The organism is Oliverpabstia intestinalis (genome assembly GCF_009696065.1).
Taxonomy (GTDB): domain Bacteria; phylum Bacillota; class Clostridia; order Lachnospirales; family Lachnospiraceae; genus Oliverpabstia; species Oliverpabstia intestinalis.
Genome location: NZ_VUMS01000003.1, coordinates 43,496 through 58,930, shown reverse-complemented (window position 1 = coordinate 58,930; position 15,435 = coordinate 43,496). Strand labels below are relative to the sequence as shown.

Sequence of the window (15,435 nt, the reverse complement as noted above, 5' to 3'; positions counted from 1 at the left end):
TTCACAGTTACACTACTTTTTGTCCTTGCAGACCATATTAAAAACAGTACCACAAATTTTGCGGTCTGCATAGGTCTTTTTCTTATTTCCACTCGACTTTGCTTCCGGATTTTCCTTTTGTCACCACCAGCTTCTGCTCAATCTGTTCTTTCAGTTCCGTTACATGGGAAATGATTCCCACCAGCCGGCTGCCTCCGGAGAGTCCCTGGAGGATACGGATTGCCTGTTCCCTGGCGTTTTCATCCAGTGAACCAAATCCTTCATCAATAAATAAGGTATCGATATGAACTGCTCCCACAGCCTGTGTGATCACATCCGTCATACCAAGTGCCAGTGCCAGTGCTGCCATGAAGGATTCTCCACCGGAAAGGGTCTTGACATCCCGCACCTTTCCGGTGATCAGACTGTAGACATCCAGATCAAGACCGGTATTCCCCTGAGTGGAAAGGTTTTCCATACTTCTGCATTTTAGCAGAAACTGTCCGGCAGCCATCCGTTCCAGATGACGATTGGCACATCGGATCATATGCTGAAAATACTGACGCTGCATATACGATTCCAGATCGATCTTTGCCGTGCCGGTAAGGCTCCCGTTGGCAGTGCGACTCAGAGTATTCAGTACCTGATACCGTTTTCGCAGTTCTTCTCTCTCCTTCGTCAGCTGCTGCAGTCTTCGGTTTGCCTGCTGATTCGTCTCTCGTCGGCTGTAAAGCTTTCGGAGTTCTCTCTCCTTCAGCCTCTGCTGTTCTTTTTGTTCTTTCAACTCCTTTTCCGTCTGTTCAAGATCCGGGGCTTCTTTTTCTTTCAGCTGGCTTCTCAGCCATTCCACTTCCTGACAGCTCCGGCGCAACTCCTCTTCGTAGGCATCTATTGCTTTCTGCCTCCGCTCAAGCTCCGCAGGTTTCATGCATGCTTTCTTAAAATCCTCTTCTTTTTCAAAAAGCTGTTCCCTCCGCACCTGTTCATAAGCGTTCTGTTTTTCCTGTTCCTGTTGTTTTAAAGTTTTACACTGTCGCTGTACCTCTTCCAGCTGACCTTTTTTCCTGTTTTCTTCCTGCAGGAATTTTTGCAGGCTCCCGGAGATACGATCCAGCTCTTTTTTGGATATCTGAAGCTTTTCTTCTCCGTCTATCAATCGTTTCCGGGCTTTTTCTTCCCAGTCTTCCCAGCGGTTTTTCATCACTTCCAGACTTTCTTCCTCTGTCTGTTCTCTATGTAACAGATGCGTTTGCTGCTCCCGGATGACCGCTATTTCCTGCTGATAGAGGTTTTCTGACTGCTGATACTTCTGTCTTCGGTCTTCCCTGGTATTTTCCGCCTGATTTCGGCGTTCTCTCTCTTTTTCCACCAGTTCCTGGCTCAGATTCTCGGAAACCGGCTCCGCCGGAGCCGGATGATGGAGGGAACCACATACCGGACAGGGATAATTGTCCTGTAGCCCGGAAGCAAGAATCCCTGCCTGTCCGGCAAGATATTCCTGATACAGAGTTTCATAACGTTGGGCCTGCTGCCGGTAAGAAAGGTCTGCTTTCCGGTAACTGTCTGCTGCCTGCTGCCGGTGTATTTCCAGACGCTGTGCTTCTTTCAGATGGCTCTGCAACTGTCCGTACTGTTCAAGTGCCTGTCGCAGCCGTTCAAGCACCGGCACTTCTTTCTCCTCCAGTTTCTGCACATAACTATTCCAGGTTTTCTCCTTTTCTTTCAGTTTTTCTGTTTCCTCTTTCCGTTCCTCCAGCCACGCTTTCAGCTGTTTTTCCTGCATCTGCATCCGTTCTCTGCTCTCTGCAGTCTCCCGGTAGCCTACATAAACCATTTCTACTTTTGCCGCCCGCTTTGCGGCACCGATCCGTTCCTTTTCCTGTTCCTTTTCTTCTCTTTTCTCTTCCAGCACACGAATCTGTTTTTCCAGCTGCGCAAGTTTTGAAAAACTCTCTGCTCTCTCTTTTTCCACACTGTAGCGCTGATTCAGTTTTTCCAGCGTCGCAGTTGTTTTTTTCATTTCTTTCCGGCTCTGTTCATACTGCAATTTATCTTCTTCCAGCATGCGCTCTGCAAAAGCAAGCACAGCCTCAAGATCCGGTTCTTTCTGTCCTGTCCGGAGCAGTTCCTCCTTTTCCTGAACCGTGCTTTCCGAAACTTCCAGCTGTTCTATCTCCCGCAGACAGGACTTTCTGTTATCCTCCAGCTCACCGTAACACCGTTTGTTCCTGTTTTTCAGTTCCTCCTGCACCCGTCCGAAGATTCTTGTATCAAAGATCCGGGAGAAAATTTCTTTTCGCTCATCGGACTTTGCCAGCAGCAGCCGCAGAAAATCTCCCTGTGCGATCATCGCGATCTGCATAAACTGCCTGGCATCCACACCGAGGATTTCCACCAGTTTCCGGTTAACTTCCTGTCTGTTTCCCGGATACAGACTGCCATCCGGCTGATACAGCTCCACGCTGCCCCGCTCCTTTGTCATCGTCCTTCCACCGTCTTTGTTCCGTCGTTTGCTCTCCCTCTCATACTCCGGACTTCGAAGCACCCGCCAGACCTGTCCCCCGGTGGAAAATGTCAGATCCACATATGTCTTCGTCCCATCCGGCGCGTACTGGCTGCGCATCATGGTTCCGTCTCTCCGTCCACCGCTGGTCTGTCCATACAGTGCATAGGTGATCCCGTCAAAGATCGTTGTCTTACCTGCCCCGGTATCTCCCGTGATCAGAAACACACCCTGCTGCACCTGCCCGAAATCTATTGTCACGCAGTCCGCATAAGAGCCAAATGCGGACATCGTCAGTATCATCGGTCTCATCCTTCTTCCTCCCTGATTTTCGCAAATACTTCTTCCAGCACTGCCGCCTCTTCTTCCTGCAGCTTCCGTCCCTGAATCTGGGAAAAGAACTGTTCAAAAACCAGTTTCGGATCTGTCTGTGTATCCTCTGCCTGTCCGTCTTCCCATTCTTGTACAAGCTTCCGGTTTCTCTCTGTCCTCACTTCCAGAATATGCGTAAAGATCCGTTCCAGCTGTTCCTTCGGCTGATACAGTTCCTCTTCATCCGTCAGAACAATACTGACATAATCCTCGCAGATACTGTCTTTGTTCGCTTCCAGAATCTCTTCCAGTCTTCCCCTGATCACGCATATCTCCCGTAACGGATGCAGCGGATGCAGCTGAATCACCGGTTCCTGTCCCGGTGCTTTCAGAATCACTTCTGTCACCGATTTTTCCTGTTCCCACTCACTGAGCGAGTATTTTAACATCGAACCACAGTAACGGATACTTTCTCTTCCCATCGACTGCGGGCGGTGGATATGTCCCAGTGCCACATAGGAAAACGGCGCAAGACACGAAATATCCACCTGATCAAGTCCTCCCACACTTATCGTCTCGGAATCACTGGTTTTCGGTGTCTCACCACCTGCAGTATAGAACTGATGGGAAATCAGTATATTTCGTTTCTCCGTATCCACCTGCTCTCTCTCCAGAAGAAATTTTACCGCCTCATTATAATCCCTGCGTATCTCTTCCCATCCGTTTTTCACTTTTATCTCTGTTTCCCCGTCGCGGTCTCTTTGTTCTCCTGCTCCGTCCTCTCTGTCTGTTTCCTTTTTGCTCTCTTCCATTAGTTTTCGCACATATCCAGGTTTCACAAACGGAAGCATCCATACCTCTGTCTCTCCCCATTCATCTTGAAAAGTGACCTTTTTCAGATGGTCTTCCGGTATCTGTGGACAGGTTCCCGCCACATAGATCTGTTGCCTGCTCAGAATCTTTGCACCGAACGCCAGTCGTTCCGGAGAATCATGATTCCCGCTGATGATCAGCACCGGAATCTTCGGTTCCAGCTGGCTTACTTTGGTAAGAAACCGGTCAAATACCGTAACCGCTTCCGCTGCAGGTACTGATTTGTCATACACATCACCAGCGATCAGGACACCGTCCGGTCGTTTCTCCCGGATCAATTCATAAATCTCTGTCAGGATCCACTCCTGATCTTCCAGCAGAGAATATCCATATAACTGCTTCCCGATATGCAGATCGGATAAATGAAAAAAATGCATTGCCTCGCCTTCTTTCTGTTAGATTTCTCACATTATCGCGACAGTCGTCAAGGTCTCGTGCAGGCACGGACTTTGACTCGTTGCTCGCATAGACTATGAGAAACACGCTCCGCGAGTTTCTCAAACTACCGCGGCAGTCGTCAAGGTCTCGTGCAAGCACGGACTTTGACTCGTTGCTCGCGTAAACTATAAAATTCCCCACACAACCGGTCATTGGCCGGATGGCAGGGAATTTTGATCCTTATTCTTGCTCCTGTGTTTCCTTTTTCTCTTCTTTTGTTTCTGTCACTTCTGCAACCTCTTCCTCAGATGCTTCCTGAACCTCTTCTGTTACGTTGGCATCTTCTTTCTCCAGTTCCCTGGTCAGTTCCAGTGGTGTGATATTCTCCGGTGTTACCTGTGTTGCATGCTCCATCAGACTTTTCTTCTGTCCTGCTTTTTTCGGTTGAACGGAAGTTTTATCTGCTTCCTTTCCTTTTTTCCGATTGTTCGGTTCTACCGCATAGATACGATCCGGATGATTTTTCGCTACCTTTTTCAGGCCACTAACCGCCCAGAGCAGAAACAACGGTAACAGCAGATTGGAAATGATCATAAACGGACTGATCATATGCATTGCTGTCAGTGCAACACCCGCCAGAACTTCGAGACCCAGAATTCCCAGGCTCATTTTCCACAAAAGTGCAACCTTATCCAGCCGATTGTTTAACCGGAAACAAAAGATTCCAACCATGGTTTCGATCACTGCCTGAATATAATATACTACGCTGCATGCGCGAAGTGTTCCGCTTGTAATGTCAATCTGTTTTAATGCCTCCAGAACCTCTTCATTCCCCTTGTCCGCCATTCCTGCCATTGACCAGCACCGCATACCGTAGGACAGGCTGGATGTCAGAGCTGTCATAACCAGCATGATTCCCACCAGCATAACGATCATCTTGCCGTTAAGGGCCCGGCGCATTTCCTTCTGATCCTGATATTGATACATAGTTTTCCTCCGTTCTCCTGTTTCTTTTTCACTGTCCGTAACTGCTTTATAACTTTACAGTTACCACTATTTTTCAATTTTAATGAAGAATCTTTTGTTTGTCAAACTGAAACAGAGACTTTATTCTTTTTTTACATTTGTTTTCTTACGATCCGATATTCGTCGTCCAGCTGATAATACGGACACTGGTAAAAAGTATCACTTAAAAACCGATACATCTCATCTTCATCCAGATCCACTTCGCAGCAGTAGCAATCGGATTCTTCATCGTATACATAATTCGCACAACTCTCACAGTTTGTCTGTTCTGCCATCACTTTTCCCCCGTTTTCTTATTTGCAGTCCTTTTTCCGGCTCTGCTTTCGCTGTGTAGAGAGCCCTGTTTTTTATTATATCCGCTCTCTTACTCCGATACAAGTGGAAATCTATTTTTCCATCTCAAAATAAAATGCTTGCTTTTTATCCGCTGATATGATATTATAAAGGTCGGTTTTAGCGAACCGTTTTTCATGCCGCTGTGGCGGAATTGGCAGACGCACTTGACTCAAAATCAAGCGGTTAACAGCCGTGCCGGTTCGAGTCCGGCCAGCGGCATCCGAGCTGTTGCATACATCATATGCAGCAGCTTTTTCTTTACACGGACGTATATTTCTGCTAATAAAATCAATCCATTGGATTAATTATTGATATTCACTGAAAAAAATCCCCTGTTGGAAATCCTGAACTTCCACAGGGGATTTTTTTATTGTATATCAATAAAACATAATTCTTCCCGTTTTCCTGAAATTAGTTTACGTGAATGTGTTCTCTTGATTTTTCTGCAATCTCTGCTTTGATCTTTTCTACAAAAGTATCCAGTGGCAGAACCGTAGTTTCTTTTTCGCCATGCAGACGGAAGGAAACGGTTCTGTCGTCTTTTTCATTGAATCCGACAACCAGCAGATACGGTACTTTTTCTACCTGACCTTCACGCATACGATACCCAAGTTTTTCTGCACGGTCATCCAGTTCCACACGGACATCTGCTGCTTCCAATGCATCCACGATTTCCTGTGCATATGCATTCAGACCTTCATCGTCGGTCTTAACCGGCATAACACGTGCCTGAACAGGTGCCAGCCAGGTCGGCAGGTTTCCTTTGGTCTCTTCCAGAATGTATGCCATGAAACGATCCAGAGATCCAAGAATTGCGCGGTGCAAAACAACCGGTGTCTGTTTTTCTCCGTTGCTGTCGATGTAGGACAGATTGAATTTCGCCGGCAAGCAGAAGTCCAGCTGACAGGTAGACAGGGTAATCTCGTTACCGATGGCAGGCTGTACATTGACATCCAGTTTCGGGCCATAGAATGCAGCTTCTCCGATTTCTTCGGTGTATTCGATTCCGATGCTGTTCATTACATCACGCAGTGCATCTTCTGCTGTGTTCCACATCTCATCATCATCATGATATTTTTCTTTGTTTTCCGGATCACGCAGAGACAGTACACAACGATAATTGGTGATTCCGAAATCTTTATAGGTACTGAAGATCAGTTCTACTACTTTTGTAAATTCATCCTTGATCTGTTCCGGTGTTACAAACAGATGGGCATCGTTCTGACAGAAATGTCTTCCCCGTTCGATACCTTTCAGCGTTCCGCTGCTCTCATAACGGAAGTCATGCGCAATCTCGCCGATACGGATCGGCAGGTTTTTATAAGAATGTCTTTTATTTGCATAAATCATCATATGATGCGGACAGTTCATCGGACGAAGAACAAAAGATTCCCCTTCCATCTCCATCGGCGGGAACATGTTCTCTTTGTAATGATCCCAGTGGCCGGAAGTCTTATACAGGTTGACAGTACCAACACAAGGTGTCATAACATGCAGATAACCCAGTTTACGTTCTTTTTCCTTGATGTAATTTTCCAGCTCCTGCCAGATTGTATATCCTTTCGGCAGGAACATCGGCAGACCACGTCCAACCAGATCGTCAACCATGAACAAATTCATATCTTTTCCAATCTTTCTGTGATCTCTTTCTTTTGCTTCCTCCAGTAACTGCAGATGTGCTTCCAGTTCTTCTGCGGTCGGGAAACATACACCGTAGATACGCTGCAGCATTTTGTTTTTACTGTCACCCTTCCAGTAAGCTCCGGAGTGACGAATCAGTTTAAAATGTTTACAAAGTTTTACATTATCCACGTGAGGTCCACGACACAAATCGGTAAAGTCACCCTGATCGTAAACAGTGATATTTCCCTCTTCCAGATCTGCGATCAGATCCAGTTTATAAGGATCATCGGCGAACATTTCCAGTGCTTCTTCTTTAGACACTTCACGACGGATGATCTTTTTGCCGGATTTTACAACTTTTTTCATCTCTTTTGTGATCTTTTCGATGTCCTCATCACGAATTACATCCTCTCCAAGATCAATATCATAATAGAAGCCCTCTGCAACAACAGGTCCAACCCAGAACTTTGCCTGTGGATACAGATGTTTGATCGCCTGAGCCATTACATGGGCACAGGAATGATTCAATGTTTTTAACTGTTCATCTTCTTTAAAATTTACCATTTTTCTTCTCCTTTTTACCATTGTCAGCGAGAAAAACACGCTATTGCGGCAGTAGTCAAGATTCCATGAAAGAACAGACTTTAACTCATTACCCGAGTAACGAAAAAACACCCTTAGATGACAGACTGCCACCTAAGGGTGCTATTATGCACGGTTCCACCTTATTTTTCTCTTATTGCCTGTAACAGAGCAACCCGGTAACGCTTCGGATGAAATCTCATCCTTCTACGCACAACTCAGAAGTGGTTTTCCTGCAACCTGTCCATAAGAAACTTCCACCATACATTTCTCTCTCTGTATAGATCTGACTGCATTACTTTCTTCGTCAACGCTTTTTCATACTATTTTCTAAACCGAGTTCATTATAATATAATACCGATGGAAATTCAATGCTTTTTTACTCAATTTCCACTTCGTTTCCTGTTCTTTCCCCTTTTGTAAACGCCATTGCATTGTTAAGAGTTGTCTCACTGATGGCATCCAATGCTTCATAAGTGAAGAATCCCTGATGAGAGGTAATAATAACATTCGGGAAGGACAGCAATCTCGCCGTCACTGAAGTCTCCATAATCTCATCGGAACGGTCTTCAAATACATTTTTCTTTTCTTCTTCGTATACATCCAGGCCGACTGCAAAGAATTTTCTTGCACGGATTCCCTCGATCAGATCTTCTGTCTTTACCAGACCACCACGGGAGGTATTGACCAGGATCACACCATCTTTCATCTTTCTGATAGATTCCCGATTGATCATATGATAGGTCTCATCCATCAGTGGGCAGTGAAGGGAAATCAGGTCACTCTGCGCCAGCAGTTCATCCAACGATACGTATTTTACGAAATCCAGTGCCGGATTCTGATATTTATCATAGGCAATGACATTCATGCCAAATCCATGACAGATTCTCGCCATTGCCGCACCGATTTTACCGGTTCCCACGATACCGGCTGTTTTCCGGTAGAAATTTACTCCCTGCATACCACCAAGGCTGAAGTCGTTTTCGCGAACTCTCACATAGGCTTTGTGGATTCTCCGGGTGGCAGCCAGTGCCAGTGCCATCGCGTGTTCTGCTACAGCTTCCGGGGAATATCCGGGCACACGCATGACTTTGATTCCACATGCGGTCGCTTTCTCCACATCCACATTGTTAAATCCCGCACAGCGCATCAGAATCAGTTTCACTCCACACGCAGACAGGACATCGATCGTTTCGGTTCCCACATCACTGCTGACAAATGCACAGATCGCATCGTATCCTTTTGCCAGTTTTGCAGTACTCGGAACCAGTTCAGATTTCAGATATTCGATCTGAATATCCGGATAGTCTTTTGCTTTTGCTTCAAAAGACTCTTTATCATAACTTTTTGTATCATAAAATAAAATCTTCACAGCATGCTCCTCCTTTTTCTGTTTTTTTCATATAGAAACATTATTTTCCAGACAGTTTTCTGTCTTTCTTATTATATCCTTTCTTCTTTTTCCTGTATACATTTTTTTAGAAATTGATAGATTTCCTCATCAGTAGGCGGACATCCCTGCAGACAGGAAGCAAACCCCCTGGTGCAGCTGCCGATTCCAAGCGTTCCTGTCTTTCCCCGATATCCCTGTCCGATACATATCTTCGTATCCAGTTTTTCCAGAACGCCTTCTTCTTTTAACTGGTCGAGTGCAGGAATCAGATATCCGTAACAGGCACTGCAGGACTCCACCTCCTCTACGGCATCCGCTACTTCCACTACTTTTCTCCTTCCGGTCTTTACCACCTGTGAAACCGGTGGATTCAGTTCCCGGATCCGGGCCTGTGTCCAGTCTGCACATCCGGCCCCCAGCGCTTCTGCCATTCGGATATACGGCACTTCTTCCACCCCATACCCCATCTCATGGCAGACAAATGCATCGACCAGTACCGGATCTCTTCCGGCGATCAAACGGTTCATCTCCACCGGATTGCCTCCGTCCTCAAAGTCCCAGTCCCCGCAGATATTGTCAACCAGAATAAAATCCTGATGCAGCCCGACTGCCAGGTGTGCAATCGGTTTATGCAGTCCCATCGCGTGAAAATGACGTTTTTCCCGGTTTGGAAGCAGTCCCTTCATATTCTTCAGTGCACAGGTGATCTTCGTCTGGCAATGCCCCTTCATCACCGGTACATTGATCAGAAAATCGAGACTTTTTGCCTCCCGGCAGATCTCAAGTTCCATCCCTCCGCACTCCGTCAGTTCTCCGGGATCTGCCTGCATATCTTTAAATGGAACCTTGTACATTTCGCTCAGCTTCTCATATCCACAGACTTGCATGGATTCTCTCGTCTTATCCCCTACCCAGGAACCTTCCAGCATGATGATATTCTGAAATCCCGCTTCCTGCAGATATTCGATGATTCCAGCCACAATTTCAGGATGAGTTGTTGCCCCCAGAAAAGCCTCCGACGGAGCCACCAGGTTCGGCTTGATCCCAATCTTTTTCCCCCTCGCTCCGATCTGTGCTTCCAGTCCGGCAGCATACAGGATCTCTTTTGTCATCTCTTTATACTCTGTTCCATGAATCAACAGTAATTCTTCTTTTTCCATATCTGTTCCTTTCTGTCTGCTTTTTACGTAAGAGTCAAAAAACCCCGGAGTTCACCCCGGGGTTTTTATTTTTCTGTTTTATCGTAACTGTTCAGTACTCTCGCAGAATGCTACCTACTGAATAGTTGCGCTTTATCTTCTTTTCAGGAAATCCGGAATCTGGATATCTTTTCTCGGAACAGTACTGCTGGTCGGTGCTCCCGGATTTGCTTTTGGCATCTGGAAACTCGGCATCGTCATACCCTGGGAAAATGCAGGTTTTTCCGGTGCTGCTTCTTTTACCTGTGCAGTCTGTACTGGCTGAGCAGGTACTGCAGAAGCTTTGCTTACGCTTGCCTGTTTTGCAGTTGCATCATTCAGTCCGGTTGCAATAACCGTGATCTTAGCAGAATCTACTGCGGTATCATCATACATGGCACCAAAGATGATGTTTGCATCTTCGCCTGCCAGGTTCTGTACATAGCTTGCAGCATCATTTGCATCCATCAGGGAGATATCTCCGGAGATGTTAATGATCACATGGCTTGCACCCTGGATGGTTGTCTCAAGCAACGGACTGGATACAGCCTGCTGTACAGCTTCCAGTGCTTTGTCGTCGCCCTTTGCCTCGCCGATACCGATATGAGCGATTCCTTTGTCTTTCATGACAGTCTGAACATCTGCGAAATCCAGGTTGATCAGTGCCGGCATGTTGATCAGGTCTGTGATGCCCTGTACTGCCTGCTGTAAAACTTCATCTGCTTTCTTCAGTGCTTCCGGCATCGTAGTCCGACGGTCAACGATCTCAAGCAGTTTATCATTCGGGATAACGATCAGAGTGTCTACGTTGTCTTTTAATTTATCAATTCCCATCAGAGCGTTGCTCATACGGGTTTTTGCCTCAAAACGGAACGGTTTTGTCACAACACCGACAGTCAGGATGCCCATCTCTTTTGCAATACCTGCAACAACCGGTGCAGCACCTGTTCCGGTTCCGCCACCCATACCACAGGTAACGAATACCATGTCAGCACCTTCCATCAGCTGACGGATCTCTTCCATACTCTCTTCTGCCGCTTTTTCACCGATCTCAGGCTTTGCTCCGGCTCCAAGACCTTTTGTCAGTTTCTCACCTATCTGTAATACGGTAGGAGCTTTGCAAAGAGTCAAAGCCTGTTTATCAGTGTTTACCCCGATAAACTCCACACCGCCGATTGTTTCTTCTACCATGCGGTTTACTGCATTATTACCGGCTCCACCTACACCAATTACTATAATCTTTGCAGATGATTCCGCTTCATTTGTCATAATCTCTAACAAAGTACTTCCTCCTTTTTTGCTTGCGCTTATATTTATTCCCTTCAGGGTACTTTTGCCTTATCTTAAAGAGTTACATATGGTTATATAATATAATTTCTTCTCTGATTAATCAACTATTTTTTTCAGATTTCATGTTTTTTTTCGAATTTTGTAAGGTTTTTCCGGATTTTGTTTTCCTGCGGTTTACTCCCCCGCAGTTTTCTGTGTCTCCGACGTATCTGTACCGTTTTGTTCTGTTCCTGCCCCGGTGTCCGTCATCCCCCCGTCCTCTTCGGTAGTACTGTTATCGCTTCCGTCTCCGGATCCGTTGTCCTGTGTGCTGTCATCCTGTGTCTTTGTATCTTCACCGGAAGCATCAGGATCTGTCACGGTGTCTCCTTGTGTATCACTTTCATCTGTTGCAGAATCTGCGCTGCCCTCTCCCTCTCCTGCCGGATCCTGAGATCCGTCTTCAGTTTGTGTATCTGCCGCCGGATCTTCCGTATCTTCGCCGAAGTCTCTTCCCTCAATCTGTGCAATTTCCATTTTCAGTGTATACAGCGTCTCTTTCGAAAAGATAATGTTGGTAATATCCGTTTCATAATCTTCCAGGTGGAGAATACCCGTAAAATCAGATAATTTTGGAAGAATTGCCGCTACTCTGGTAATCTTTTCCTCCAACAGCGTATCTTTTCCCAGATTGCAGTGGATGTTTCCGTTGTTATACACCAGAATAATCTCCTGATTCTCATCAAAACACACCATCTCCGGAAGAATTTCATACTTTTCCACCATACGGGTGATTCCAAGAATTGTATTATAGATACCATCTGCAATCGCCGGAATCGTATCTCCGAGTGCGATACCTTTTTCCTTATCTGTGATGCCGATAACTCTTGGCACATCTGTTACTGCTGCCTTAAATTTTGTCGCGTTTTCATTCCCGGTATCAGACTCTACAGCCTGCAGTACCTGTCCCTCTGTACTGTCTGCCTGTTGCGTATCACTCTCTGTACCATCTTCTTTCTGTGCATCTTCTGTATCTGCCCTGTCCGTTGTATCGGCACTTTCTCCTGTCAGAGCTTCCAGTGCCGCATCCGCTTCTTTTGCGGCAGCTTCCTGTGAGGCCTGCTCCTTTAACTGATTCAGTTCTTCTTCTTCCTGATCCATGGAATCAATTTCATCCTGCTCCATAGCAGTCACTTCCACCACAAGTCCGTCCTTGTTAAAATACAGCCTCTCTGTTCCCTGTGTGATATAACCGACAATTTTTTTCTCATTTACATGGATCCGAATGGTATGGGCATTGACTCTCTCAAGATCAAAAGAATCCACAAACGGAATATTTTCTGCATTTTTATGTCTTTCAAATAACATCGCAAGCACCGTGTTAGATGTCAATGGTGTTGTCATCACATATTCTTTTACTTCTTCATCGGTGTATCTGGTATTTCCCACCACATACACTTTGTCCACCCGAAACAAAAAGAAAAATGCCAGCAGAGCCGGCAGCACGATGGCTGCCACAGCTCCGGCTGTAATCATTTTTCCTTCTTTTGTCAGCTCTATTCTTCTGAATCTTTTTTTCATTCTTCCACCTGTTCCCTTATTCTGATTACCGCACCCAATTGCCCGAACAACTGATCCGGTCGTTCATATCCCCGTTCTATATACTCCGCATGTTTCACGACGCTTTCTCCCTGTGCTGAAAGCCCCGCCACCACAAGCGCAGCACCTCCACGCAGTTCCCTGGCACATACCGTTGTCCCCGTCAGTTTTCTGCCACCACAGACAACCGCCTGTCTGCCGGTAACCGTGATCCTGCCTCCCATTTTTCTCAGCTCTTCCACTATCTGAAAGCGTTTTTCAAAAATCCTTTCTTCGATCCTGCTTTCTCCCGGAACTGTAAGAAGCACCGACATCAAAATTGACTGCATATCCGTGGGAAATCCGGGATACGGCATCGTACACACCTGCTCCACCGGAAAACGGATTCCGGCTGCATTCGCCCTTAGTGTACCACTCCTCATCTCCCATTGTCCACCCATTTTCTCATATACCCGAAGTACAGATTTCATTTCCTGCGGATCCACATCTTTCAGACCGATCTGACCTCTTGTGGCTGCAGCAGCATACAGACAGGTTCCCGCTACGATCCGGTCTGTAGGAATCGTATATTCCACATCCCGCAAAGCCGCGGCTCTGCGCATCCAGATTTTTCTTGTTCCGATCCCACGGATTTCCGCTCCCATCGCCTGTAAAAAATGACATAGATGCATGATTTCCGGCTCCAGGGCACAGTTTTCAAGAAGCGTTTCCCCCTGTGCCGTAACACCTGCAAGCAAAGCATTTTCCGTAGCACCCACACTGGAAATCGGAAAATGAATATGTGCACCGGAAAGACCCTCCGGACATTCTCCGCAGATCTCCCCCTCTATTTCCCTGATCAGGACACCCATTTTTTTCATTGCATCCAGATGCAGATCAACAGGACGTGCCCCGATCGTACAGCCGCCGGGATAACCGATCCGGATCCGCTTACATCTTCCAAGCATACTTCCGAGCAGCAGGATGGAAGATCGCATCGTGCGCGTCTCTTCTCCGGGAATACCGGTCTCACAGATCTTATTACAGTCCAGCTCCAGTGTATGGCCACTCCACGCGGTCTTTACTCCGATCGACCGCAGGATTGCTTCCATTTCAAACACATCTGCAATCCGGGGACAGTTGTGAAGCACGGTCCTTCCCTCATGCAGCACTGCAGCCGCCATCATTGGCAGGGCAGCATTCTTCGATCCCTGAACCTTTACTTCTCCTTCCAGCGGACCATTTCCACGCATCCATATTTCACTCACTCGTTTGCTCCCACATGCCCTGTTATCTTATTCTATGCAGCACGGGAATATCTGGTGACTGACAATGCAAGCCCCATCTCTCCCATCAAAAACAATACAGATGTTCCTCCATAACTGATAAACGGCAATGTAATCCCGGTATTGGGAATCGTATTTGTAACAACAGCAATATTCAGGATTACCTGGAGTGCAATATGGCCCATGATTCCGGCGCCTATCAGTTCTCCCAGCAGATCCTCTGCCCGAACTGCTGCCACCATGAGTCTCCAGATCAGGCCTCCAAACAGAAGGATAACCAGTATAGCTCCAAACAGTCCTGTTTCCTCACAGATGATGGAAAAAATCATATCATTTTGTGCTTCGGGTACAAATCCCAATTTTTGCAGACTGTTTCCCATCCCACGCCCGAAGATTCCCCCACTTCCGATCGCATACAAGCCCTGGATCGTCTGAAACCCTTTTTCATATTTTTCCGGATCCCTCCAGATGGCAAGGCGTTCGAGCCGATAACTTTCCATACTCAAAAAAATCGCGACAAATCCAATCCCCGCGGCTCCTATTCCAAGAAAAGGCAGATACCTCGGGTGTGCCACAAAGATCAGAATCACGCCGATACCAAGAATAATAATCGCCGTACTCAGATTATTTGTTCCCACCAGCCCGACAATCGGTAACAGCGCCGCCATCGTCCGGAGCATAAACCAGAGACTGTCTGTCTTTTTCTTCCGGTTGCTGATCCTGAATGACAGAAACAGTATTACCGCTGCTTTTGCAAATTCCGCCGGCTGAAACGACAATGGTCCCAGTGCCAGCCAGCGTTTTGACCCATTATAGGATCTTCCTACAAATAAGACAGCCGTAGACAACGCGATGGAACACAGATACAGTACCGTGGCAAAAGCCGCCACCCGATGATAATCGATCCGTGCCATCACCCAAAAAGCAATCATGCCCAGCACACTGGCAAATAACTGCTTTTTCAGATAGTATCCTGCATCTCCAAACTTTACTTTTCCATTATATGTACCTGTACTATATAAAAAAAATAATCCGGCCAGTGTCAATATCGCTACGAAAAGGATCAGAAGCTCATCTTCCTTCCCTTCTTTTTGTACTTTTTTCATAGATTTTACACGC

General features: G+C 46.5%; 11 protein-coding genes and 1 tRNA gene. 1 reads left to right on the top strand and 11 read right to left on the bottom strand.

Annotated elements, in window-relative coordinates; all coding sequences use genetic code 11:
- Positions 1-82: 82 nt before the first annotated feature.
- The 4 genes from FYJ57_RS02075 to FYJ57_RS02060 form a co-directional block, all read right to left on the bottom strand.
- A complete protein-coding gene (locus FYJ57_RS02075) occupies positions 83-2,794 on the bottom strand; it encodes an AAA family ATPase (protein WP_154431351.1) in 2,712 nt (903 codons plus the stop codon).
- Complete coding sequence (locus FYJ57_RS02070) at positions 2,791-4,044, bottom strand: exonuclease SbcCD subunit D (RefSeq protein WP_154431350.1); 1,254 nt, start codon at positions 4,042-4,044, stop codon at positions 2,791-2,793. The genes FYJ57_RS02075 and FYJ57_RS02070 overlap by 4 nt, the downstream gene beginning before the upstream one ends.
- A 241-nt stretch (positions 4,045-4,285) precedes the next feature.
- Positions 4,286-5,032, bottom strand: a complete 747-nt coding sequence (locus tag FYJ57_RS02065) for a hypothetical protein (RefSeq protein WP_117525083.1) — start codon at positions 5,030-5,032, stop codon at positions 4,286-4,288.
- Positions 5,033-5,163: 131 nt separating this feature from the next.
- Positions 5,164-5,346, bottom strand: coding sequence for a DUF6472 family protein (locus tag FYJ57_RS02060; RefSeq protein ID WP_154431349.1), 183 nt, complete (start codon positions 5,344-5,346; stop codon positions 5,164-5,166).
- Positions 5,347-5,543: 197 nt separating this feature from the next.
- Here FYJ57_RS02060 and FYJ57_RS02055 point away from each other — a divergent pair.
- Positions 5,544-5,626 (top strand) — tRNA-Leu (locus FYJ57_RS02055).
- Positions 5,627-5,818: 192 nt separating this feature from the next.
- On the opposite strand, the gene thrS is transcribed toward FYJ57_RS02055, so the two are convergent.
- The 7 genes from thrS to FYJ57_RS02020 form a co-directional block, all read right to left on the bottom strand.
- Entirely contained in the window at positions 5,819-7,594 is a 1,776-nt protein-coding gene (gene thrS / locus FYJ57_RS02050; RefSeq protein ID WP_022171108.1) for a threonine--tRNA ligase, read from the bottom strand.
- Between the two features lie 397 nt (positions 7,595-7,991).
- Positions 7,992-8,984, bottom strand: a complete 993-nt coding sequence (locus FYJ57_RS02045) for a 2-hydroxyacid dehydrogenase (RefSeq protein WP_277663235.1) — start codon at positions 8,982-8,984, stop codon at positions 7,992-7,994.
- Between the two features lie 71 nt (positions 8,985-9,055).
- Positions 9,056-10,165, bottom strand: a complete 1,110-nt coding sequence (locus tag FYJ57_RS02040) for a DUF362 domain-containing protein (protein ID WP_154431348.1) — start codon at positions 10,163-10,165, stop codon at positions 9,056-9,058.
- 132 nt (positions 10,166-10,297) lie between these two features.
- Positions 10,298-11,452, bottom strand: a complete 1,155-nt coding sequence (gene ftsZ / locus FYJ57_RS02035; protein WP_106491605.1) for a cell division protein FtsZ — start codon at positions 11,450-11,452, stop codon at positions 10,298-10,300.
- Positions 11,453-11,647: 195 nt separating this feature from the next.
- Positions 11,648-13,033, bottom strand: coding sequence for a cell division protein FtsQ/DivIB (locus tag FYJ57_RS02030; RefSeq protein ID WP_154431347.1), 1,386 nt, complete (start codon positions 13,031-13,033; stop codon positions 11,648-11,650).
- Positions 13,030-14,298 (bottom strand): UDP-N-acetylglucosamine 1-carboxyvinyltransferase, encoded by a 1,269-nt coding sequence (gene murA / locus FYJ57_RS02025; protein WP_328597422.1) that lies wholly within the window; start codon positions 14,296-14,298, stop codon positions 13,030-13,032. The genes FYJ57_RS02030 and murA overlap by 4 nt, the downstream gene beginning before the upstream one ends.
- Positions 14,299-14,330: 32 nt before the next feature.
- Positions 14,331-15,422: an FtsW/RodA/SpoVE family cell cycle protein gene (locus FYJ57_RS02020; protein ID WP_022171102.1), complete on the bottom strand. Its 1,092-nt coding sequence runs from the start codon at positions 15,420-15,422 to the stop codon at positions 14,331-14,333.
- Positions 15,423-15,435: the final 13 nt, after the last annotated feature.